Annotated in this window: 16 protein-coding genes and 1 pseudogene; 6 read left to right on the forward strand and 11 right to left on the reverse strand. The window is 69.3% G+C overall.

The window, feature by feature from the left end; genetic code table 11:
• Nucleotides 1-282 precede the first annotated feature (282 nt).
• The 6 genes and pseudogenes from AC1VXD_RS01695 to AC1VXD_RS01720 form a co-directional block, all read right to left on the reverse strand.
• Nucleotides 283-1,887: an OpgD/OpgG family glucan biosynthesis protein gene (locus AC1VXD_RS01695; RefSeq protein ID WP_482990546.1), complete on the reverse strand. Its 1,605-nt coding sequence runs from the start codon at nucleotides 1,885-1,887 to the stop codon at nucleotides 283-285.
• A 48-nt stretch (nucleotides 1,888-1,935) separates the two neighbouring features.
• A complete protein-coding gene (locus tag AC1VXD_RS01700) occupies nucleotides 1,936-4,401 on the reverse strand; it encodes a serine/threonine-protein kinase (RefSeq protein WP_482990547.1) in 2,466 nt (821 codons plus the stop codon).
• Nucleotides 4,402-4,417: 16 nt separating this feature from the next.
• Nucleotides 4,418-4,984, reverse strand: a complete 567-nt coding sequence (locus AC1VXD_RS01705; RefSeq protein ID WP_482990548.1) for an ECF-type sigma factor — start codon at nucleotides 4,982-4,984, stop codon at nucleotides 4,418-4,420.
• Between the two features lie 67 nt (nucleotides 4,985-5,051).
• A pseudogene (gene mutM / locus AC1VXD_RS01710) lies at nucleotides 5,052-5,849 on the reverse strand (bifunctional DNA-formamidopyrimidine glycosylase/DNA-(apurinic or apyrimidinic site) lyase); the annotation flags it as partial.
• A gap of 154 nt (nucleotides 5,850-6,003) precedes the next feature.
• Nucleotides 6,004-6,333 carry an EF-hand domain-containing protein gene (locus AC1VXD_RS01715; protein ID WP_482990549.1) on the reverse strand — a complete coding sequence of 110 codons (330 nt, stop codon included), beginning with the start codon at nucleotides 6,331-6,333 and terminating at the stop codon, nucleotides 6,004-6,006.
• Entirely contained in the window at nucleotides 6,330-7,532 is a 1,203-nt protein-coding gene (locus AC1VXD_RS01720; protein WP_482990640.1) for a DesA family fatty acid desaturase, read from the reverse strand. Before AC1VXD_RS01720 ends, AC1VXD_RS01715 begins: the two co-directional genes overlap by 4 nt.
• 189 nt (nucleotides 7,533-7,721) lie before the next feature.
• Between AC1VXD_RS01720 and AC1VXD_RS01725 the strand changes: the two genes are divergently transcribed.
• Nucleotides 7,722-8,507 (forward strand): ABC transporter ATP-binding protein, encoded by a 786-nt coding sequence (locus tag AC1VXD_RS01725; RefSeq protein ID WP_482990641.1) that lies wholly within the window; start codon nucleotides 7,722-7,724, stop codon nucleotides 8,505-8,507.
• Between the two features lie 74 nt (nucleotides 8,508-8,581).
• On the opposite strand, the gene AC1VXD_RS01730 is transcribed toward AC1VXD_RS01725, so the two are convergent.
• On the reverse strand, nucleotides 8,582-9,784 hold the full coding sequence (locus AC1VXD_RS01730; RefSeq protein ID WP_482990550.1) for a DUF4785 domain-containing protein: 1,203 nt from the start codon (nucleotides 9,782-9,784) through the stop codon (nucleotides 8,582-8,584).
• 11 nt (nucleotides 9,785-9,795) lie between these two features.
• Nucleotides 9,796-10,674: an esterase/lipase family protein gene (locus AC1VXD_RS01735; RefSeq protein WP_482990551.1), complete on the reverse strand. Its 879-nt coding sequence runs from the start codon at nucleotides 10,672-10,674 to the stop codon at nucleotides 9,796-9,798.
• Nucleotides 10,675-10,917: 243 nt separating this feature from the next.
• Here AC1VXD_RS01735 and AC1VXD_RS01740 point away from each other — a divergent pair, with 243 nt between their 5' ends.
• Entirely contained in the window at nucleotides 10,918-11,757 is an 840-nt protein-coding gene (locus AC1VXD_RS01740; protein ID WP_482990552.1) for an acid phosphatase, read from the forward strand.
• A 237-nt stretch (nucleotides 11,758-11,994) separates the two neighbouring features.
• Here the strand turns inward: AC1VXD_RS01740 and AC1VXD_RS01745 are convergent, their stop codons facing one another.
• Entirely contained in the window at nucleotides 11,995-14,262 is a 2,268-nt protein-coding gene (locus AC1VXD_RS01745; RefSeq protein ID WP_482990553.1) for a TonB-dependent receptor, read from the reverse strand.
• Nucleotides 14,263-14,423: 161 nt separating this feature from the next.
• Here AC1VXD_RS01745 and AC1VXD_RS01750 point away from each other — a divergent pair, with 161 nt between their 5' ends.
• Both AC1VXD_RS01750 and AC1VXD_RS01755 read left to right on the forward strand, forming a co-directional pair.
• Entirely contained in the window at nucleotides 14,424-15,452 is a 1,029-nt protein-coding gene (locus AC1VXD_RS01750; RefSeq protein WP_482990554.1) for a TIGR00266 family protein, read from the forward strand.
• Nucleotides 15,453-15,598: 146 nt separating this feature from the next.
• On the forward strand, nucleotides 15,599-16,591 hold the full coding sequence (locus AC1VXD_RS01755) for a patatin-like phospholipase family protein (RefSeq protein ID WP_482990555.1): 993 nt from the start codon (nucleotides 15,599-15,601) through the stop codon (nucleotides 16,589-16,591).
• A 41-nt stretch (nucleotides 16,592-16,632) separates the two neighbouring features.
• On the opposite strand, the gene AC1VXD_RS01760 is transcribed toward AC1VXD_RS01755, so the two are convergent.
• Complete coding sequence (locus tag AC1VXD_RS01760; RefSeq protein ID WP_482990556.1) at nucleotides 16,633-18,633, reverse strand: hypothetical protein; 2,001 nt, start codon at nucleotides 18,631-18,633, stop codon at nucleotides 16,633-16,635.
• Nucleotides 18,634-18,719: 86 nt separating this feature from the next.
• Nucleotides 18,720-19,202 (reverse strand): Lrp/AsnC family transcriptional regulator, encoded by a 483-nt coding sequence (locus tag AC1VXD_RS01765; RefSeq protein WP_116864382.1) that lies wholly within the window; start codon nucleotides 19,200-19,202, stop codon nucleotides 18,720-18,722.
• A gap of 124 nt (nucleotides 19,203-19,326) precedes the next feature.
• Here AC1VXD_RS01765 and phhA point away from each other — a divergent pair, with 124 nt between their 5' ends.
• Together phhA and AC1VXD_RS01775 are read left to right on the forward strand one after the other, a co-directional pair.
• The gene (phhA, locus tag AC1VXD_RS01770; RefSeq protein ID WP_482990557.1) at nucleotides 19,327-20,220 is read left to right on the forward strand and encodes a phenylalanine 4-monooxygenase; all 894 of its coding nucleotides are present in this window, start codon (nucleotides 19,327-19,329) and stop codon (nucleotides 20,218-20,220) included.
• A gap of 31 nt (nucleotides 20,221-20,251) precedes the next feature.
• Nucleotides 20,252-20,902 carry a DMP19 family protein gene (locus AC1VXD_RS01775; protein WP_482990558.1) on the forward strand — a complete coding sequence of 217 codons (651 nt, stop codon included), beginning with the start codon at nucleotides 20,252-20,254 and terminating at the stop codon, nucleotides 20,900-20,902.

Genomic DNA, 20,902 nt, shown 5'->3' on the forward strand with positions numbered 1-20,902 from the left:
CATCCGTCAGATATCGATATCCGACTCCGTGCCGACCAACGGTCGGCACCCACCAGAGCAATGCGCTGTTCCGACAGATCGCGGGAAACTGTCGAAGGCGGGGTAGGTCCGGTTGAGGGGGTGTGAGCGGCATGGATGCCGCGACCAGGCCCCCATGGACGGGTTTACGGCGTCCCCCTCAACCGGACCCACCCGCCATCCCACGGAATGCCAGCTTTTGAAGTTGACGTTGCCGTGGCTTGGAGCGGGTGCAGGGCTGCAAGCCCTGCAATCCCAAACCACTCAGTAAAGCGTGCGCTCCGGCGCGCCGGCCGGCGGCGGGGTGTACTGGTACAGCCAGGTCTCGGTGAGCGGCTTGCCACCACTGCGCAGGTACAGGCGGATGTCGATCTGCTCGGTACTGCCCTCCGGTGGCACCAGGTCGAACATCGCGCGGTAGCCCTTGATCTCGCGCAGCGGCCGCGCCGACACGATCTCCACCCGGCCGCGGCTGGCTTCCACCACCGCCTCCACCTCGCCCTTGTCGATCAGGCTGGCCAGCTCGCCGCCTTCGAAATCCACCGCGAAGCGCCAGCTGAAGTACTCGCGCTTCTTGCCCACCACGCCACCCAGCCCGGTGTGGGTCGCCACGCAGTGCGCCAGCGGTGTGCGGGCCGGCGGTTCGGCACCCCAGAACAGGCGGTAGCCGACCAGCAGTTCCTGGCCCGGCTGCGGCTTTTCCTTCGGGTTCCAGAACGCCACGATGTTGTCGAAGGTCTCGTCCACGGTGGGAATCTCCACCAGCTGCACCGAGCCATCGCCCCACTCGCCCTTCGGTTCCACCCACAGGCACGGGCGCTTCTCGTAGAACACGCCGTCATCCTGGTAATGGTCGAAGTTGCGGTCACGCTGCAGCAGGCCGAAGCCGCGCGGGTTGCGGTCGACGAACATGTTGAAGCGCAGGTTGCGCGGGTTCACCAGCGGACGCCAGATCCATTCGCCGCCACCGGTCCACATCGACAGGCCATCGGTGTCGTGGATTTCCGGGCGCCAGTCCCAGCCCATGCGGCGGTCGTTCTCGCCCACCTGGTACATGCTGGTGCACGGAGCGATGCCCAGGCGTTCGATGGCCTTGCGCGGATACAGCGCGCTGTCGATGTCCATCAGCAGCACGTCGCCATTGGTGATGGCGAAGCGGTAGGCGCCAGCCACGCTGGGCGAATCCAGCAGGCCGTAGACCACGATCGTGTCCGAGTCGGCCGCAGGCTGCTCCAGGTAGTACGCGATGAAATCGGGGAATTCCTCCGGCTTGCCCATGCCGGTATCGATGGCCAGCGCACGCGCGGACTGGCCGTACTGGCCTTCCTTGCCGACGGCGCGGAAGTAGCTGGCACCGAGGAAGGCAGCAAAGTCGCGGTCGGTGTCCTTGCGGGTGTTCAGGCGGAAACCGGCAAAGCCCAGGTCCGCCGGCAGCTCGCCGTTCTTCAGGCCGCTCTTGCCGTAGTTGAACGCCGCACCGTCGTAGGCCAGTTCCTGCGCCTTGCCATCGACCACGTCGAACATCCGCACCGGCGAATGGAAGTACAGGCCCAGGTGGAAGAACTTCGCTTGGAACTTGCCGGGCTGGTCGGCCCACAGCGCATGGTCCTGGCGGTAACCAATCGACTGGTACTGGTCCCAGTCCAAGGCTTCCAGCGGCTTGGGCAGCACCCGCTTGTGGCTCTGGTAAGGCGCCTGCGCCAGCGCGCGGGCCTGGCCCTTCAGGGTGGCGAAATCGAACGGCTGCGGCTGGCCGAGCCGGCGCAGGCCGAGCTGTCCACTCTTGCCGGCCGCGCAGGCCGGCAGGGTCGGCAGGCCGAAGGCGGCCAGGGCCAGGGAGGCATTGCGGAGGAAGTCGCGTCGTTGCATGCAGGCGCGGAAGCAAGGGGAAGGTCGGCCATCATAGGCAGACAAACGTTAACGGGCAGCGGAGGGCTGTATGGCTGGTTCAGCCTGCGCCAGCGCGGCCAGCCGCTCGTCCAGCTCACGCAGGGCCGGGGCCTGTGCCCCGCGCTGGGCCAGCAACAGCTGGCGTGCTTCGGCCAGCGCCGCGTGTGCCGCGTCCGGCTGGCCGGCCTGCTGCAGCGCGCCTGCCTGCGCCAGCAGCGCCTGCGGCAGCAGGGCCGTATGGTCGGGCTGACGCCAGATCGCCACCGCCCGCGCGTAGTGCCTGGCCGCCAGGGCAGCATCGCCGTGATCGCTGGCCCATTGCCCCAGCGCGAACTCACCCTGGCCAACCTCGCGGTGGGCCGGACCCAGCGCGGCAAGCAGCTGTGCCTGGACCTGCTGCAGTTCCTGCCCGGCCTGCTGGCCCTGCCCTCGCTGCAGGGCCAGCATCGCGCGCGCACGGCGCACCACCAGCGCCTCGGGATGGCGAGGGCCCCAGGCATCCTGTGCCGCCTGCCAGGCCAGTTCCAGTTCGGTGGCGGCCGCCTCGGTCTGACCCTGCCGTGCGAGTACCTCGCCCAGCTGGCGGTGCAGGCCAATCACCTGCGGGCTACGGCCATCGGCCGGTTGGTCCAGCAGGGCCAGTGCCTGCCGGTAACCGGCCAGCGCGGCAGCCAGGTGGTCGGCGCCGGCAGCCAGCCCGGCGAGGTCGGCGAGTGACTCGGCGCGACCAAAGCGCTGGCCGATGCCCTGGTGGCGCAGGGCGAGCGCTTGTTCGAACGAGGCACGCGCGTCGTCCGCGTTGCCCAGCTGGGCCTGGCAGCGGCCCAGCTGGCTGTGGAATTCGGCCACCGTCGCCGGTAACGCATCGGCCTCGCGGGCCGCCAACGGCTGCAGCGGCTGCAGGTGCGCCAGGCAATCGCGGTCGCGGCCCAGCATGCGCAGCGCGCGACCACGCTGGGTCACCGCTTCCAGCTGCAGGGCGGGCGGCACGTCGTCCACCTGCTGCAGCAGCCGGCGCTGCTGGTCTAAGGTCTGCAGGGCCAGTTGGTAATCCCCCAGGCCGATCCGCAGGCGGCCGATCACCCCTTCCAGCGCGGCCAGCGCCAGTGGCTGGTCGGCCAGTTCGGCCTCGCCACGCTGCTGCCCGGTGGCCAGCAGCTGCGGCACGTCGAAATGGCCGTGGCGCTCGCTTGCCGCCTTGTCGAACAGGCTGACGGTGAAATCCTGCATGGCCTGCGCGCGGGTCATTTCCACCTGCGCCTGGCGTGCCTGCCACAGCGCGATGGAGGTGGTGCCGAGCAGGGCCAGCACGGCCACCGAGGCCAGCGCCACGCCCCAGCGGTGGCGGCCGATGTATTTGTTCACGCGGTAGCCCACGCCGGGCGGCCGGGCCTGGATCGGCCGGCCCTGCAGATAGCGCTGCAGGTCGCCGGCCAGCGCCTCGGCCGAGGCGTAGCGCTGCACGGGATCCTTCTGCAGGGCCTTTTCCAGCAGCACGTCGAGGTCACCACGCAGCTGCCGGGCCTGACGCTGCAGCGCACGCCGCGCGGCGCCGGGCTGGTCGGCCAGGCGCAGCAGCAGTGACGATGCACGGGGCACCTGCACGTCGAGGATCGAGCGCTCCCATTCGACATCGCTGTGCCGGCGCAGGCGGTAGGGCTTGTGCCCGGTCACCACTTCAAACAGCACCACGCCCAGCGAATAGACGTCGGTGAGGGTGGTCACCGCCTCGCCGCGTACCTGTTCCGGCGCGGCGTAGTGCAGGGTGAACGCGCGTACTTCGGTGGGCGGCTGGGTGGCGTCGGCGGTGTCGTGGTCGAGCAGCGCGGCGATGCCGAAATCCAGCAGCTTCACCGTGCCGTCGGCGCGGACCAGGATGTTGGAAGGCTTGAGGTCGCGGTGCACCACCAGGTTGGCGTGGGCATGGCTGACCACCGCGCAGACCTGCAGCATCAGCTGCAGGCGCGTTTCCAGCGACGGTTCCAGGCGTCGGCAGTAATCGCTGATCGGCTCGCCTTCCACGTAGTCCAGGGCCAGGTAGGGCTGGCCATGCTGGTCCACGCCGGCATCCAACAGCTGGGCCAGGTGGGGGTGCTGCAGCCGGGCGAGGATCTGCCGTTCGCGGCCGAAGCGCTGGCGCAGCCCGGGATCGGCCACGCCGCTGCGCAGCAGCTTCAGCGCCACCTGGCGCTGGTACAGGCCATCACAACGCTCGGCCAGCCAGACCTCGCCCATGCCGCCCTCGCCCAGCGGGCTCAGCAGGCGGTAGGGGCCCACTTGGCTGCCCGCGCGCCCGGGTGGCGCCGCGGTCCACAGCGGCTGGGCCATGAACTCCTGGCTGTCGGCCTCCTGCAGCAGCAGGTGTTCCAGGTCGCGGCCCAGGGTCGGGTCGTGCTCGGCCAGACGCTCCAGGCGCATCTGCCGTGCCTCCGGGGCCAGCTCCAGCAGCTGGTCCAGCCAGGACGAAAGCAGCTGCCAGCGCGCGGCATCCATGGTCGGCCTGTGCGCCTCAGTCGCCGCGCATCGCCGCCAGCAGGAACAGCCGCGCCTTCTGCCAGTCACGGCGGATGCTGCGCTCCGAGCGTTGGCTGAGTTCGGCGATCTCCTGTTCGGACAGGCCGGCGAAGTAGCGCAGCTCGACCACCCGCGCCAGGTGCCCATCGACGGCCTGCAGGCGCTCCAGGGCCACGTCCAGGGCCAGCAGGTCCTCGTCCAGGCGCACGCCGCTGCTGCTGTTCTCGGGAATTTCGGCCACCCGTTTCAGGTCGCCGCCGCGCTTGCGCGCCAGCCGGTTGCGCGCGTAGTCGACCACCACGCTGCGCATGGCCGAGGCGGCATAGGCGAAGAAATGCGCGCGGTCCTCGAAGCGCGTCGCGCCGCGGCTGCCGAGCAGTTTCAGGTAGGACTCGTGCACCAGCGAGGTGGCGTCCAGGGTGCGTCCCTGCTGGCCGGCCAGCTGGCGCCGGGCCATCCCGTGCAGCTCCTGGTACAGCGCGGTCAGCACGCGGTCCAGCGCCGTGCGGTCACCGCCGCGCGCAGCGTCCAGCCAGACGGTGATATCCGGTCCTTCGTCCATCGCAACGCCCCCCGCAGCGGATGCTGAGCGGACTATAACGCTGCCGGTGTGCGCTGCATGAAGAGATTCAGCGCTGGCAGCGGCTGCACCACACGCTGGCGCGCTGGCCGATCATTGCGTGCTTGAGCGGGCGACCGCACTGCGGGCAAGGCAGGCCATCGCGGCCGTAGACCAGCAGCTCCTGCTCGAAGTAGCCCGGGGCGCCATCGGGGCTGATGAAATCGCGCAGGGTGGTGCCGCCACGGGTGATGGCGTAGCCGAGGGTGTCCTTCACTTCGCGGGACAGGCGCCGGTAGCGTTCGCGCGAGACCTTGCCGGCCTCGCGCAGCGGGCTGATGCCGGCCTTGAACAGGCTTTCGGCGGCGTAGATGTTGCCCACCCCGACCACCACCGCCTGGTCCATCAGGAAAGTCTTCACCGGGGCGCTGCGGCCACGACTGCGCTCGAACAGGTAATCGCCATCGAAAGCCTCGTCCAGCGGCTCCGGGCCCAGCCCCCGCAGCAGCGGGTGCACCTCGCCGGCCGGCTGCCAGAGCAGGCTGCCAAAGCGGCGCGGGTCGTTGAAACGCAGCAGGCGGCCGTTGTCCAGGCTGATGTCCACGTGGTCGTGCGTTCGCAGCGGCGTGTCACCCGGCAGCACGCGCAAGCTGCCGGACATGCCCAGGTGCAGCACGGCGCTGCCCACGGCGGTGTCCAGCAGCAGGTACTTGGCCCGCCGGTGCACCGCGTCGATGCGCTGCCCCGGCAGCAGATCGGCCACTTGCGGTGGAATCGGCCAGCGCAGGTCGGCGCGGCGCAGGATCACCCCATGGACGCGGCGGCCTTGCAGATGCGGCGCCAGGCCGCGGCGGGTGGTTTCTACTTCTGTCTCTTATACACATCTGACGCTGCCGACGACGAAAAAAAAAAGGGGGGGGGGGGGGGGGGGGGGGGGGGGGGGCGGCGGGGGCGGCTCGTGCGCGCGGGGCGGCGGCGGCGGCCCCGCCGCGGGCCCCCCCCGCGACCGCGGAACTGCAGATTCAGCGCGGCGGCGCCGAAAGTTCACGTGCATCCAGGTAGCCATCGCCGTTGGCATCCTGCTTGTGGAAGCGCTGCACGATCATCTGGCGCTGCTGCTCGCGGATGATCGGCCTGCCCTTGCCACCGGGCAGTTCGTCGGCGGTCAGCACGCCATCGCCGTTGCTGTCCATGTGGTCGAAGGCATACAGCATCCACTGCACGTACTCGGCTTCGCTCACCTTGCCATCGCCGTCGCTGTCCATGCGCTGCAGGTAGGTGGCGGTGTCAGTGACCTGCGCGGAGGCGACCAGCGGCAGCAGGCACAGCAGCGGAACCAGCAGCTGCCTCATACGCCCACCAGGGTGTAGCCCTTCAACCGCGCGGCGTAGGCCTGCAGGGCGGCAATGCCGCTTTCCTCGGCCTCGTGGCACCACGCCTGCAGGTGGCGCAGGCGCTCGGCGGCGTCATGGCCGCGGGCTTCCAGCAGCGCGGCCAGGCGCGCGCGGTACTCGACCAGGGTGCGGATGCGCGGGCGCTGCGCGACCCATTCGCTGAGCTGGGCGCGGCTGTCCGGCTGCAGCCAGCGGCCATCGTTGACCAGGCCCCGGCGCAGGCGGCGCGGCAGCAGGCGACGCAGCTTGGCCCCGGCCTGGGCGGCTTCTTCGCGCAGGGCCGGCATGAGCACGTTGCGCTGGTAATCGGTCATTGCCTGGAAGCGGTGCGACAGCAGCGCCTTCAGGGTCTCGGCATCGGGCACGGCGATGTTCGGGCGCACGTCCATGGCCGGCGCCACCCGCAGCACCTTGGCCAGTCGCAGCGCCTGCAGCAGTCGGATCGCGCTCCAGCCGATGTCGAACTCCCAGCGGCGCATCGCAAAGCGCGCCGAGCTGGGGAAGGCATGGTGGTTGTTGTGCAGTTCCTCGCCACCGATCCAGAACGCCCACGGCGTCAGGTTGGTGGAGGTGTCGGCCGACTCGTAGTTGCGGTAACCCCACCAGTGGCCCAGGCCGTTGACCACGCCCGCGGCCCAGAACGGAATCCAGGCCATCTGGATCGCCCACAGGGCCACGCCGGGCAGGCCGAACAGCACGCTGTTGATGACCAGCAGCAGCACCGGGCCGAGGGTGGCGCGCGGGGTGTACAGGTGGCGCTCGATGGCGTCGTCCGGCGTGCCGCGGCCGTACTGTTCGATGTCCGCAGGCATGCCGCGGGCTTCGCGGTACAGCTCCACGCCATGCCAGAACACTTTGCCGATGCCACGGGTAACCGGGCTGTGGGGGTCGTCCTCGGTTTCCACCTTGGCGTGGTGCTTGCGGTGTATGGCCACCCACTCGCGGGTGATCATCGAGGTGGTCAGCCAGAGCCAGAAGCGGAACACATGCGCGACGGCGGGATGGAAATCGACCCCGCGATGGGCCTGGCTGCGGTGCAGGTAGAGCGTGACCGAGAAGATGGTGAGCTGGGTGAACACCAGCAGCACCGCCAGCATGGCCCAGCCGCCCAGGCCAAGCACGCCACCGGTGAGCAGGGAGATCAGGGCATCGGGCATGGCGGCACTCCAGATCGACGCGGGGATGACAGACATGATGGGCGCTTAAGCTGCAAACTGCACCCTCGCGGCGGTGTTCGTGCACCGTCATAAAGTGCCACCGTTCACAGTTGGGGACCTGAGTTGTCGAGCCTTGATCCGCGCGCCCATGCCGTTACCGCTGCCCCGTCCACCGGGGCGCTGCCTCCGCTGATCGAACTGGACCAGGCCAGCGTGGTCCGCGGACAGGTGAAGGTCCTGCACGGGCTCAGCCTGCGCATCGCGCAGGGCCAGCACACCGCGCTGCTGGGCCCGAACGGCTGCGGCAAATCGACCTTCATCAAGCTGATCACCCGCGAGCTGTACCCGCTGGCCCTGGCCGACGGCCGGGTCGCGGTGAAGGTGCTGGGACAGAACCGCTGGCAGGTTGATCGCCTGCGCTCGCAGCTGGGCATCGTCACCGGCGACCTCAGCAGCAACCTGTCCGACAGGCCGGGCCTGACCGTGGAACAGGCGGTGCTGTCCGGCTTCTTCGCCAGCTATGTGGTGCCGGCGTTCCGCGAGGTGACGGCGGACATGCAGGCGCGGGTGGGCGAGACGCTGGCAATGACCGGCGCGCTGGCCCTGCGCGAGCGCGCCTATGCGGAACTGTCGGCCGGCGAGACCCGCCGCGTGCTGATCGCCCGTGCCCTGGTCAACCGGCCGCAGGCGCTGCTGCTGGACGAGCCGTCCACCGGCCTGGACCTGGTGGCGCGGCAGCAGCTGGTGGCGACCATGCGCGTGCTGGCCCAGCAGGGCATCACCCTGGTGCTGGTGACCCACCATATCGAGGAAGTGATTCCCGAGATCGAGCGCGTGGTGCTGCTGCGCGATGGCCGCGTGCTGGCCGACGGCACCCGCGAAGAACTGCTGCGCGACGAGCCGCTGTCGGCGGTGTTTGGTGGTGCGATCAGCGTGGTGGAACAGAATGGGGTCTTGACCGCGTACGCGGGGTAATCGGCAGCCGAGCATGGGCTCGGCTCTACATCATGCAACGCAGCGGGCCGGGGTATCCGGCCCGCTGCCTTTACTCAGAACCGCAGCGCCAGCGCGCGCGATTCGATCGGGGCCATCCGGCTCTGGTCCTGCAGTTGCAGGTCACGCAGCTCATACGGTGCGCCGAAGCCGGCCGGCAGCGCGGCCTGGTCGAACGGCAGCACCAGCACGCCACGGCCGGCACCTTCGAACCACGCCGCTGCATGTGCCTGTGCCACCGGCTTCAACTGGCCATCGACGCCAGTGGCGTACAGCGTGCCGCGCGCTTCGTAACGGCCCGCGGCGGCCACCTGCAGCGGCAGGCTCACCTGGCGGCTGGCGGCATCGGGCGTGGCCTGGCCGCTGAAGCGCGCGGTCGGCTGCGCCACCGCGAAGGCCACCTTGCCATCGCGCAGCACGCCGTCGGCCTGGGTGAACACCTGCAGTTCCCACAGGCCCTGCGCCGTGCTGGCTTCGGCCGGAATACGCACCTGCGCGCCCAGGCTGCCATCGCTGGTGCGCCGCAGCCGTTGCGGCCAGCTGCGGCCATCCGGCGCCACCAGCAGGGCTTCACCGCCCAGGCTGCCGCGGCGCGTGGCCAGCGTCGCGGTGCTGGCACCATCTTCCAGCAGGCGTGCCTGCAGCTGCACGCTGCCGCCGGCCAGCACCTGCGCCGGGTTGGCCTGTACCTCCAGCCGCACCGGGCTGTTGGGTTCCAGCACCTGCACCACGTAGCGGCCCTGCGCCTGCGCGCTCTGCAGCCGGTAGGCGCCCACTGCGCTGCTGGCACCGGTGCGCAGCATGCTGCTGCCATCGTTCACCGCCATGCCCGCGGCGTGCAGCTGCCGCGCATCGACGCTGCGCGCCACGCTGGTGCGGCCGGCCGCATCGCGCACCTGCAGGGCATCGGCGGGCAGCGCGCGGGCACCGGCACCCGGGCTGACCTGGATCACCGCATCCGGCGCGGTCAGCGGCAGGTCCAGGCCGCGTTGCAGTTCAGCGGCGTCGACCTGCTGCCAGTAGCTGCGGCTGACCGCCGCGTAGGCGCCCGGTGCCTGCAGCGGCTGCGCCGGGTCCAGGGCCCAGGCGAAGGCCAGCGGCACGCGCTCGCTGTCATCGGCCGGCAGCGGTGCGGCCACCAGTGCCGCGGGCACCTGGTCACCGGCAGCGGCGGCACGCAGCGCCTGTGCGGCATGCACCGGCGCGGCGGCAAGTGCGGCCAGTACGGCTGCGGCCAGCTGGGTGGAATGGATCTTCATGGTCATCTCCCTCACTGGGTCAGGTCATTGCGCAGGATCGTGCCGAGGCCGAAGCACTCGCGGCGGCTCTGGTTATGGCTCAGCGGCTCGGCGCCCTGGGTACGCGCCTTGTCGGTGAACCACAGGCTGCCCGCCGCCTTCTGGCTGCTGCATTCCAGGAAACCGTCCGAGCAGGACGACAGCCAGTTCTGGGTGAACTCCAGGCCTACGTTGGCCGCATAGCCACCGCAGTAGCTGTTGCTGTCCCACACGGCCGATTCGACATCGCTGCCGACCACCGCGCGGAAGGGCTTGGGCAACGCCGGGCGGCCGGCGGTGCCGTACAGGTTCTGCGCGTTGTAGGTGGCCATGTGGCCGACCTGCTGCATGCGCACGGCATCGCTCTTGTAGCCCAGCAGCCAGCCCAGCGAGGTTTCGAAGGTGTTGCCGTTGAGCACCGCATCGGCCAGCGGCGTGCCCGCCGAGGACGGCGCGAGCGCGGTGACCTTGCGCACTGTGCTGATGATCTTCGGGTAGCGGCTGTCGTAGGTGGGGTTGGACAGGATCCAGCGCACCACGTTGCCGCCATTGGAATGGGTGATGACCACCAGCTGGGTGATGCCGCGGCTGTCGATGAAGCGGGTCAGCTGGTTGGCCAGGCAGCCGGCGGCCTCAGGCTTCCACATGTACTGGGTGAAATCACAGTTGATGACCACGTAGTTGCTGCTGTTCGGCAGGCCCTGGCGCACGGTGTCGATGATCGCCGGCTGCCAGTAGTCCTGGGTGGCATCGGTCTGTGCGCCGGTGCCGTGCACGAAGGCCACGCCGTAGACATCGGCGGCCTGCGCCGGGGTGCAGGCCAGGCCCAGCAGCAGGGCCAGGGCGGTACTTCCTGTTGCGGTACGGCGCATCGCATCTCTCCCTCGTCAGCGGATCCCCCCGGCCCGGCTGTGGGCCGATGCTCGCTGCGAACGTGCGTGAAAGTCCGTGCGCTGCGCCCGTTTTCGGGAGATTGGCGACGTTGGATGCTGTTGTTGCAGGATCGTGACCGGAGCACGCCACCATGCCGGGTCTGGCCGTATGACCCATGGACGCTGCGGGCGGCAGGAGGGGCTGCGATCATGGCCTCTGTGTTTCCTGTCTCGAGCCTGCCCATGTCTTTGCCTGCCCTCCCCGCCCGCCCCCTGCTCGGCTTGGCCATCGCCCTGTCGCTGGCCGGTTGCGCGTCCACCGCCACCGCACCGACCGCGGTGGAATCCAACGTCACCACCAAGGCGGTGGGCTACCTCGACAAGGCCGCCGTGCCGGCCAGCATCGCCCTGGTGCCGGCGCCACCGGCAGCCGGTTCGGCCGGCTTCGCGCTGGATGAGCAGGTCAGTCGCGAAGCCCGCGCCCTGCGCGGCACGCCGCGCTTCAGCCAGGCGACCCGCGATGCCGAGCTCGGCTTCCCCGAGGGTGCCAACCAGTTCTCCTGCGCCGCCGACATCGACGTGGACGCGGTGAAGACCCCCGCCCTGTACCGCCTGCTGGAGCGCAGCCGCATCGATGCCAGCGCGGCCACCAAGGCCGCCAAGAACCAGTACCAGCGTCCGCGCCCCTTCATGGTCAACGGCGAGCCGACCTGCACGCCCGACGATGAAGCCGGCCTGCGCAGGAACGGCTCCTACCCTTCGGGCCACACCTCCATCGGCTGGGCCTGGGCCCTGATCCTTTCGGAGATCGCGCCGGACCGCGCCGATGCCATCCAGGCGCGTGGCCGCAACTACGGCGAGAGCCGCCTGGTGTGCAACGTGCACTGGCAGAGCGACATCCTCGAAGGGCGTTTCATGGGCGCCGCCGCGGTGGCGCGCCTGCATGACAACGCGGCGTTCAACAAGGATCTGCTGGCGGCGCGCAAGGAGATTGCTGATGCACGCAAGGCCGGCCTGCATTCCAGCCGCGACTGCGCGGCCGAGGAAGCGGTGCTGAAGGTGCGGCCGGAAAGCGCGCTGTAAAGCATCGTCGCTGCGCTCGCCGGGGGCGGGCCCGCCCGGCCCCCCGCCGGGGGGGGGGGGGGGGGGCGGGGGGCGCGCGGCGCCCCGCCACCCCCGGCGGCGGGGGGCGGGGCGGGCGCGCGCGCGCCCCCCCGCGCGGGGGGTGGGGCCGGGCGCGCCCCCCCCCCGGCGGCCCAGGAAAACAGAAGGGCCGGCATTTCGCCGGCCCTTCTTCATTGCATCACGCCTGCAACCGCATCAGAACTTCGCGGTGAACTCGACGCCGAACGTGCGCGGCTCGTTGAGGAAGCCGGTCAGGTTGTTGAAGTCGATCGCACCGACCACGCGGGTCTGGTTGGTCAGGTTGCGGCCGAACACGGCCACGTCGTACTGGCCGTAATCCCAGTTGTAGCCCACGCGCAGGCCACCTTCCAGCGAGCTGCGGCTGCGGAACTCCGGCGACTCGTACAGGAAGAAGTTCACAGCACTCTTGTACGCCCAGTCGGTGTAGACGTAGACCTCGCTGGCATCGTTCACCGGGAAGCCGGCACGCAGGGTCAGGTTGTGGATCCACTTCGGCGCCTGCGGCAGCGGGTTGCCGTTGACCAGCGCGTAGGTGCCACCGTTGATGAGGGTGGTCGGGTCGGTGATGGTGCAGCCACCGCCACAGATCGCCACGGCCAGATCCTTGTCCTTGATCTCGGTGTCGTTGTAGCTGCTGCCCAGGGTCATCAGCACGTGGTCGGTCAGGTACGCCTCGAAGTCCAGCTCGAAGCCCTGGCCGATGGTCTTGTCGGCGTTGAGCAGGGTGGCGGTGTTGTTGCTGCCACCCACGGCGATCAGCTGCTGGCCATCGACGTTGTAGCGGAACACGTTGAAGCCGAGGCGTGCGCGACGGTCGAACAGGTCGGCCTTGATGCCGGCTTCATACGAGATCACCTTCTCCGAATCGGCCTGGGTGACGCCGCCGAAGGCCAGGCGGCCCTGGATCGACGGTGCACGGAAGCCCTTGGCCACGCGCGCATAGGCGTTGATGTTGTCGGTGATCTGGTAGACGCCGCTCAGGTCCCAGCTGACGTCGTCGACATCGCTGTTGGCCAGGTACGGGCCGCTGACCGGCGTACCGCCCGGCACGGCCTGCAGCACGCTGGCGGTGAAGTCCTTCTTGTCCTGGGTGTAACGCACGCCGGCACGCAGCTTGAAGCGGTCGGTCACGTCCAGGTCGCCCGAGGCGAACGCGGCCCAGGCCTTGTTGCGCTGGCTCTGCACGGCGTGGCCGGTCTGCGGGTTGCCCGGGGTCAGCGAGTCGTAGTTGAAGCTGTCGATGGTGACGTCTTCATCGAAGTAGAAGACGCCGGCCTGCCAGTCGAAGCGGCCCCACTCGTTGGACTCGACGCGGAATTCCTGCGTCCACTGGCGGTGATGCGGCAGGCCGTCAGCCGATTCGGACGGGAACGGAATGTTGCCCGGGCCGTAGTTGCCGGCGCCCAGGAACGAAGCACCATAGCCGCCATCGACGTCGCCGTGGTTCAGCGATTCGGCGGTTTCATAGCCGGTGATCGAGTGCAGGGTGACACGGCCCAGGTCCCACTTGATGCGTGCGCTGCCGCCCCAGGTTTCCAGGTTGGAGAAGTTCAGGCCGTCGGTGGAGACCTTGTCGCGGTCGAAGTTCTCGACCAGCGCATTGCTACCCGGCTGGATGATGTTGGCGCGGAACAGGCGCGCGGTGCCGTTGAGCTTGCGCTTGTGCAGGTTGAACAGCGCTTCGACGTCGTCACCTTCGTACAGGAACTGCACGCGGCCAGCGGCCTCGTCATAGCCTTCGAAGCCCGAGCTCGGCGCGTTGGCGACGGTGTTGTCGACGTAGTTCTCGCGGCGCTGGTACAGCGCCGACACGCGCGCCGACCAGCGGCTGGTCAGCGGCCCGCCGTAGGCGCCCTGTACGTTCCAGGTGTCATACGTGCCGTAGGACATCTTCACGTAGCCATCGGCGTCCTGCGAAGGACGGGCCGAATCGAACTTCACCACGCCGGCCGGGGTGTTGCGGCCGAACAGCGTGCCCTGCGGGCCACGCAGCACTTCCACGCCAGCCAGGTCGAACAGCGGGAAGCCCTTCAGCAGCGGGCTTTCCTGCACCACGTCGTCGTACACCAGCGACACCGGCTGCGAAGCGTTGAGATCGAAGTCGGTGTTGCCCAGGCCGCGGATGTAGAAGCGCGGGAAGGCACGGCCGTACGACGATTCGATGTTCAGGCTCGGCACGCGCGCGGACAGGAAGCGGATGTCGTCGCCGGCGGAGCCGAGCACATCCAGCTTCTCGCCCTGGATCGCGGTGATCGCGACCGGCACGTCCTTGGCGTTCTCGACGCGGCGCTGCGCGGTGACCTGGAGGGCATCGAGGGCAACCGGATCCTTGGCAGCAGGGGTTTCCTGGGCGGCTGCTACCAGCGGCAGCAGGGCGGAAAGAGCGGCAACGAGGGGACGCGCGACCGGAGTGCGGCCACGGAAAGTGCGGGTCGGAGACATGGCGGTAGGCTGTGTTTGGAGGGGTGGTGAAACGGCGCTACCAGATAATTGTTGCAATACAGCACCTGCGTCGCAAATGCCGATCGTTCATGGCCCCTCACCGGCAGGGCCCGCGTCGGGCCGCTAGACTCGGTATTTCCCCTTGCCAAAGAGCTGCTGCGATGACCCAGTGGTACTTCCATGCCGCCGGCCAGGCCGAGCGGATCGGCCCACTCGACGAGGACGCTGCGCGCCATTTTGCGCAGGCCAACCCGCGCGCGCTGGCCTGGCGCCAGGGCATGGAAGGGTGGGCACCCGTGTCCGAAATCAACCTTCTGCATGGCGCTGCGGCCCCTGCCGCACCCGCCCCGGCACCGCCGGTCCTGCCCGCTGCCGCACCAGCGGCGACTGAAACCGTCAGCAGCAGCGGCGGCCACGGCGATCCGATCGATTTCCGCATCGTCGGCCATGAAATGCAGTTCGTGGAAATCGGCCTGGACCCGGGCGAGAGCGCGATCGCCGAAGCCGGTGCGCTGATGTTCAAGGAATCCACGGTGCAGATGGACACCGTGTTCGGCGATGGCTCGCAGGCCAGCAGCGGCTTCATGGGCAAGGTGATGGCCGCCGGCCGCCGCGTGGTGACCGGCGAGAGCCTGTTCGCCACCGTCTACACCCAGACCGGCACTGGCCGCGGCAAGGTCGCCTTCGCCGCGCCCTACCCCGGCACGGTGCTGCCGATGAAGCTGGACCAGCACGGCGGACGCCTGATCTGCCAGAAGGACAGCTTCCTGGCCGGCGCGCGCGGCGTGCGCATCGGCGTGCAGTTCCAGCGCAGGATCATGACCGGACTGTTCGGCGGCGAAGGCTTCGTCATGCAGAAGCTGGAAGGCGACGGCTGGGTCTTCATCCATGCCGGCGGTTGCGTGATCGAGCGCGAGCTGGCTGCCGGCGAGCGCCTGGACGTGGATACCGGCTGCGTGGTGGCCTACCACCCGACGGTGGAGATGGACGTGCGCCGGGTCAGCGGCATCAAGAGCATGCTGTTCGGTGGCGAGGGCGTGTTCCTGGCCACCCTGACCGGGCCGGGCAAGGTCTGGCTGCAGTCGCTGCCGTTCTCGCGCCTGGCCGGGCGCATGTGGATGGCCGCGCCGCAGGGTGGCGGCAAGCGCCGCGGCGAAAGCGGGTTCCTGGGCGGCGACAGCCGGTTCTGACCCCGCACGGTAGCGCCGGGCCATGCCCGGCGAGCACAGCGGCACCTGAACCATCCGCCGGGCATGGCCCGGCGCTACCCATGGATTTTGCATCCTTCGGTATGCTGGCGCCCTTTCCTGAATCCGGCGCCCCGAGCGCATTGCCGATGAGCCTTTTCCGCCCCCGCGTGCTGCTGTCCGTCGCCCTGCTCGGCCTGCTGGCCGGTTGCGGTGGCGAAGAGGTCCGCCCCACTCCGCCGCCGCAGCCGACCCTGGTGCCGCAGGCCAAGCCGATCAAGATCGGCATCGCCCTCGGTGGTGGTGCGGCCAAGGGCTTTGCCCACATCGGCGTGATCAAGATGCTGGAAGCCAACGGCTTCGAACCGGTGGTGGTGTCGGGCACCAGCGCCGGCAGCGTGGTCGGCGCGCTGTATGCCAGCGGCATGGACGCGTTCCAGATGCAGAGCAGGGCCGTGGCACTGGATGAAGCCAGCATCCGCGACGTGCGCCTGTTCTCCGGCGGCCTGGTGCAGGGCCAGAAGCTGCAGGATTACGTCAACGAACAGGTGGCCAACCGCCCGGCCGAAAAGCTGAAGAAACCGTTCGCCGCGGTCGCCACCCAGCTGGAAACCGGCGAGCGCGCGATCTTCGTGCGCGGCAACGTCGGCCAGGCCGTGCGCGCGTCCAGCAGCATTCCCGGCGTGTTCGAGCCGGTGAAGATCGGTGGCCGCAACTACATCGACGGTGGCGTGGTCAGCCCGGTGCCGGTGGATGCCGCGCGCCAGCTGGGCGCCGAGTTCGTCATCGCCGTGGACATCTCCAGCAAGGCCAGCGGCAAGGCGCCGACCGGCATGCTGGGCATCGTCAACCAGTCGATCTCGATCATGGGCCAGCGCCTGGGCGAACAGGAACTGGCACGCGCCGACATCGTCATCCGGCCGAAGGTGCTGGACATCGGCGCTGCCGATTTCAGCCAGCGCGGCACCGCCATTCTCGAAGGCGAGAAGGCCGCGATGGCGGCAATGCCGCAGATCCGCGCGAAGATCCAGCAGCTGCAGAAGGCACGTGCCGCTGCACTGGCACCGGCCGCACCGGTGGCACCGAAGTGCGATGAGCCCTCGCGTCTGGGCAAGCTGATGGGCCGCAAGGACAAGTGCTGAGTGTTGCGGCGCGCCGCTGCTGAGCGGCGCCTGATCGTGTCCTAGCGCGCAGGCCGGTATCCGCTGGCGTGCTGCCGCTCGCGCTTGCGTGCCTGCCGCGCCTGTTCCTGCAGTGCGGCCGTGTGCTGCAGGTGTTCCATGCCATCGACAGGCACATGCAGCTGGCGCCGCGCGCGGGTCATGGCCAGATAGGCCGCGCGCACCGGGTTGTGCCAGATACGACTGCCCTGCCCTGCACTGAAGCAGCTGGGCGACAGTGCAACCACGTCGAACTGCAGGTTCTTCGCGTGTTCGGCCAGGCACAGCACTACTCGCGCCTCCGCAGGCGTGTCCTGGTCGTCCAGCGCCTGCAGCAGTGACTGCACGCGGTCGGCGGAGGCGAACAGTTCCAGCAGCGCGCCCTGCCCTTCGCCGGCCTGCGCGGCCAGCGAGCGCTCCCATTCGGGGTTCGACGCGCCGTCGCGGTGCCGCCGCCATGCATCCAGCGGCCCCTGCAACGCACTGCGCAGCGCGCGCAGCGATGCCGGGTGCAGGTAGGGGTGCAACCCGTGCGCGTGCAGCCGGGCGGCATCCAGGGCCAGATCGGCGGCATTGCCGTGGATGCGCAGGCCCTCGGCCGGCACCTGCGACCAGTCGCGGTAATGCAGCACGCCGGTGGCGCGATCGGCGGCACCGACGAACGGACCGCTGTCCTGGCCCAGGCCGTCCAGCGCCAACGCCTGGTTGACCAGGCCATCGACCTGGTTGCCCTGGCGCACTGACTGGTGCATTTCCAGCACCTTCGAGGCGGCCCAGCGCGGCACGGTGCCGGACAGGCACTGGTGCGGATCGCCGAGGCTGACCACACCCGGGGCGTGACCGGCCAGCAGCTGCTTCCACGACGCACTCAGGTCGTGCGCCTCGTCCACCAGCAGCATGCCCATGTCCTGCGGCGGGGTGACGCCGCGCAGTGCCAACCATTTGCCGATGTGCGCGGGGCTGAGGCTCAGCAGCGTGCTCCGCTGCAGCTCGGCATCGAACATGCTGCGCCAGACGTGCTCGGCCGCCGCCAGGTAGGGCGCCACGTCGAGCATCGCGGCCGGCACCGACCGGTCGAAATGCTGGAACGCCATGCGCGGTGCGGACGAGGCGCACCAGCGGTTGATGGCCTCGAAGGCGGTCAGCAGCACCTGCTCCGGGCTGCGCCCGCCGATCCCCTGCAGGCCGATGCGGCCGGCGATCTCGCGCGGGGTGCGGGTGCTGCGCCGGTAGCTGGCGACGAAGCCGTCGGTCTGGCCGTTGCGCGCGGCGTGCCGGGCCACGCGGTTGGCGAATTCGATCTGGGTCAGCAGGCGCACCGCGGTGCTGGCCGGCAGGCGGGCGCGGAAGGCTTCGACCTGGCCGCGCGACGGCGCGATGTAGGTGTAGCGGCCCGGCCGCGCATCCATCAGCGCCAGCACCAGGTGGCCCTTGCCGGTACCGGCGTAGCCATCGAGGTCGATCAGCTCATCCGGATTGGCGGCGATCGCGCGCAGCACGCGGGCCTGCTCGGAGGTGTACAGGCCATGGTGCTCGACTGCACGCGCGTCGCTGGCAACGGCCTCGTCCTGGTCGTCGTCCTCGTCGTCGCTGGCGAACGCGGCCGGGAAACGGATCTCATGTTCGGCCAGGGTTTCCTGGCAGGCCTGCTGCAGGGCCAGGCCGGGGTACCCGCTGGGCGACTGCACGATGAACTCCTGCAGGATCTCCGCCGGGGCCAGCAGCACGCCATGGGCGGCCAGCGCGGCCAGCCAGGCATCGAGTTCCGGTTGGCCACCGCCGCCGGCGCCGGCAAGCTGCGCCGCCGCGCCGTCATGGCTGGCAAACAACGCACAGGCCTCGTGCAGCAGGCGCTCGATTTCCGCGGGTGTGTGCAGGCGCGCGCGGCACAGCTGCGCAGCCATCAACCCGGCCTGTTCCAGCGCGGTCTGCGGCGGCGTGCCATGGGCGATGTAGCGCGCCAGCGACTTGCGCTGCAGCGGCAGGAAGGTGGTGGTAAGCACCGGGTGCTGGAGTTCGGACATGCCTGGAACCGGAAGGGAACGCTGCGGCGCGCGCAGGGCGGTGATGCTCGGCTACCCGCCCGGCGCCGTCAAATCGCGGGGGCCGTTCATTCCAGCTGCGACAGCGGCAGCGCCTGGAAGCCCTTCACCGTGCGCAGCACGAAGCTGGAATTGGCATCGGCCACGCCTCCCGCGTTCAGCAGCTTGTCCAGCAGGAAGCGCGAGAAGTGTTCAAGATCGCGCACGTAGACGTGCAGCAGGTAGTCCATGTCGCCGGTCAGGGCGTGGCAGGCCACCACCTCATCCCAGCCCTGCACGCTGTCCACGAAGTGGCCGATGGCGGCCTGGTCGTGCTTTTCCAGCTGCACGCGGACGAAGGCCTGCAGGCCCAGGCGCAGCTGGCGCGGCTCCAGGCGCGCACCGTAGCCGACGATCACCCCTTCGCTTTCCAGCCGCTGCAGGCGGCGCAGGCAGGCCGACGGCGACAGGTTCACCCGCGTCGCCAACTCCGCGTTGGTGGCGCGACCATCACGCTGGATCTCGGCCAACAGGCGTATATCCGTGCGATCGAACTGGACTTCTCCGGCCATTGTTGCCCCGCAACACGGTGAGTACGCAAGGATATTGCGCCACAAGCCCCGTTACGCGCAACTTTTGCAACCCTGTTGCGCGCGCCCTGCCATAGCATCGTCCTATCCCTTCAAGGAGTGCCCCATGGACCTCGCCCAGCCCCGCCGCGTCGAACACCAGCAGACCGACAAGGGCTACGTGCCGGTGTACACCACCGCGCTCGTCGAGCAGCCGTGGGAGACCTACACCGCCGACGACCACGCCACCTGGAGCACGCTGTACCAGCGCCAGCGCGAGCTGCTGGTCGGCCGCGCCTGCCAGGAGTTCCTCGACGCGCAGGACGAGATGGGCATGAACGCGCACATGATCCCGCGCTTCGACCAGCTCAACGAAGTGCTGGGCGCGGCCACCGGCTGGACCCTGGTGGGTGTGGAAGGCCTGCTGCCGGAACTGGATTTCTTCGACCACCTGGCCAACCGCCGCTTCCCGGTGACCTGGTGGATCCGCCGCCCGGACCAGATCGACTACATCGCCGAACCGGACCTGTTCCACGACCTGTTCGGCCACGTGCCGCTGCTGATGAACCCGGTGTTCGCCGACTTCATGGAGGCCTACGGCCGCGGCGGCGTCAAAGCCCACGCGATAGGCCCGGACGCGCTGCAGAACCTCACCCGCCTGTACTGGTACACGGTGGAGTTCGGCCTGATCGACACCGCCGACGGCCTGCGCATCTACGGCGCGGGCATCGTCTCGTCCAAGGGCGAATCGCTGTACTCGCTGGAATCGGCCGCGCCCAACCGCATCGGCTTCGACCTGCAGCGGATCATGCGTACGAAGTACCGCATCGATACCTTCCAGAAGACCTACTTCGTCATCGACAGCTTCGAGCAGCTGATGCAGGCGACATCGCCGGACTTCAGTCCGATCTACGCCGCACTGGCCGACCAGGCGCACCTGCCAGCCGGCGACTTGCAGGCCGACGACCACGTGTTCCAGGCCGGTACGGGTGAAGGTTGGGCGGACGGCGGCGACGTGTGATGCGCGCTGCCGCGCGGGTATCCTGCTCGGCATGACTGATGCATTTGCTTCGCTGCGCGTAACCGACGTCGCCTTCAACGACGACTTCATCCTGCTGACCCTGGCCGATGGCCGCCGCACCCGCCAGCCACTGCGCTGGGCGCCCGCGCTGTTCGAAGCCACGGCCGAACAGCGCGCGCACTGGGTTGCCACGGCCAATGGCCTGGGCGTGAACTGGCCGGCGCTGCTGCCGCCGAGCGAGACAGGCGTGGTCGATATCCCCAACCAGGTGTGGGATGACCGCTACGAGGCCGCGCTGGCGCGCCTGCAGGCGGCCGCGTGGACGCTGGATGCGCTGTCCGATGAGGACCAGCAGGTGGTGGCGCTGTGGCGCATGGAAGCGGACATCAACAACGGCGGCTTCATGCAGTTCCTGTGCAACTGGGGCGACCCGACCTGCCAACTGGCGCTGCGTGCGCTGCAGGCGATGGGCGCGGTGCAGACCCACGCGATCCTGGCCGGCATGCGCGGGCTGCTGGATCGGCTGCAGGACGACCCGGCGATCAAGCAGCTGCACGACCTGTACGGCGCGATGACCGAGGACGAGCAAGCCGCCCTGCACGCCTTCGACGAAGCCTATTTCGAGCGGCCGGAAGACTTGGCGCGGCTGGGGCTGAAGCACTTCGGCCCGGAGCCGTTGTAA

The sequence above is a fragment of the Stenotrophomonas sp. STEN054 genome, assembly GCF_056854535.1.

What these genes read in the sequence shown, in the direction of transcription:
- AC1VXD_RS01695 (WP_482990546.1), bottom strand. Translation starts at nt 1,887, where the DNA reads ATGCAACGACGCGACTTCCTCCGCAATGCCTCCCTGGCCCTGGCCGCC.
- AC1VXD_RS01700 (WP_482990547.1), bottom strand. Translation starts at nt 4,401, where the DNA reads ATGGATGCCGCGCGCTGGCAGCTGCTTTCGTCCTGGCTGGACCAGCTG.
- AC1VXD_RS01705 (WP_482990548.1), bottom strand. Translation starts at nt 4,984, where the DNA reads ATGGACGAAGGACCGGATATCACCGTCTGGCTGGACGCTGCGCGCGGC.
- AC1VXD_RS01715 (WP_482990549.1), bottom strand. Translation starts at nt 6,333, where the DNA reads ATGAGGCAGCTGCTGGTTCCGCTGCTGTGCCTGCTGCCGCTGGTCGCC.
- AC1VXD_RS01720 (WP_482990640.1), bottom strand. Translation starts at nt 7,532, where the DNA reads ATGCCCGATGCCCTGATCTCCCTGCTCACCGGTGGCGTGCTTGGCCTG.
- AC1VXD_RS01730 (WP_482990550.1), bottom strand. Translation starts at nt 9,784, where the DNA reads ATGAAGATCCATTCCACCCAGCTGGCCGCAGCCGTACTGGCCGCACTT.
- AC1VXD_RS01735 (WP_482990551.1), bottom strand. Translation starts at nt 10,674, where the DNA reads ATGCGCCGTACCGCAACAGGAAGTACCGCCCTGGCCCTGCTGCTGGGC.
- AC1VXD_RS01740 (WP_482990552.1), top strand. Translation starts at nt 10,918, where the DNA reads ATGTCTTTGCCTGCCCTCCCCGCCCGCCCCCTGCTCGGCTTGGCCATC.
- AC1VXD_RS01745 (WP_482990553.1), bottom strand. Translation starts at nt 14,262, where the DNA reads ATGTCTCCGACCCGCACTTTCCGTGGCCGCACTCCGGTCGCGCGTCCC.
- AC1VXD_RS01750 (WP_482990554.1), top strand. Translation starts at nt 14,424, where the DNA reads ATGACCCAGTGGTACTTCCATGCCGCCGGCCAGGCCGAGCGGATCGGC.
- AC1VXD_RS01755 (WP_482990555.1), top strand. Translation starts at nt 15,599, where the DNA reads ATGAGCCTTTTCCGCCCCCGCGTGCTGCTGTCCGTCGCCCTGCTCGGC.
- AC1VXD_RS01760 (WP_482990556.1), bottom strand. Translation starts at nt 18,633, where the DNA reads ATGTCCGAACTCCAGCACCCGGTGCTTACCACCACCTTCCTGCCGCTG.
- AC1VXD_RS01765 (WP_116864382.1), bottom strand. Translation starts at nt 19,202, where the DNA reads ATGGCCGGAGAAGTCCAGTTCGATCGCACGGATATACGCCTGTTGGCC.
- phhA (WP_482990557.1), top strand. Translation starts at nt 19,327, where the DNA reads ATGGACCTCGCCCAGCCCCGCCGCGTCGAACACCAGCAGACCGACAAG.
- AC1VXD_RS01775 (WP_482990558.1), top strand. Translation starts at nt 20,252, where the DNA reads ATGACTGATGCATTTGCTTCGCTGCGCGTAACCGACGTCGCCTTCAAC.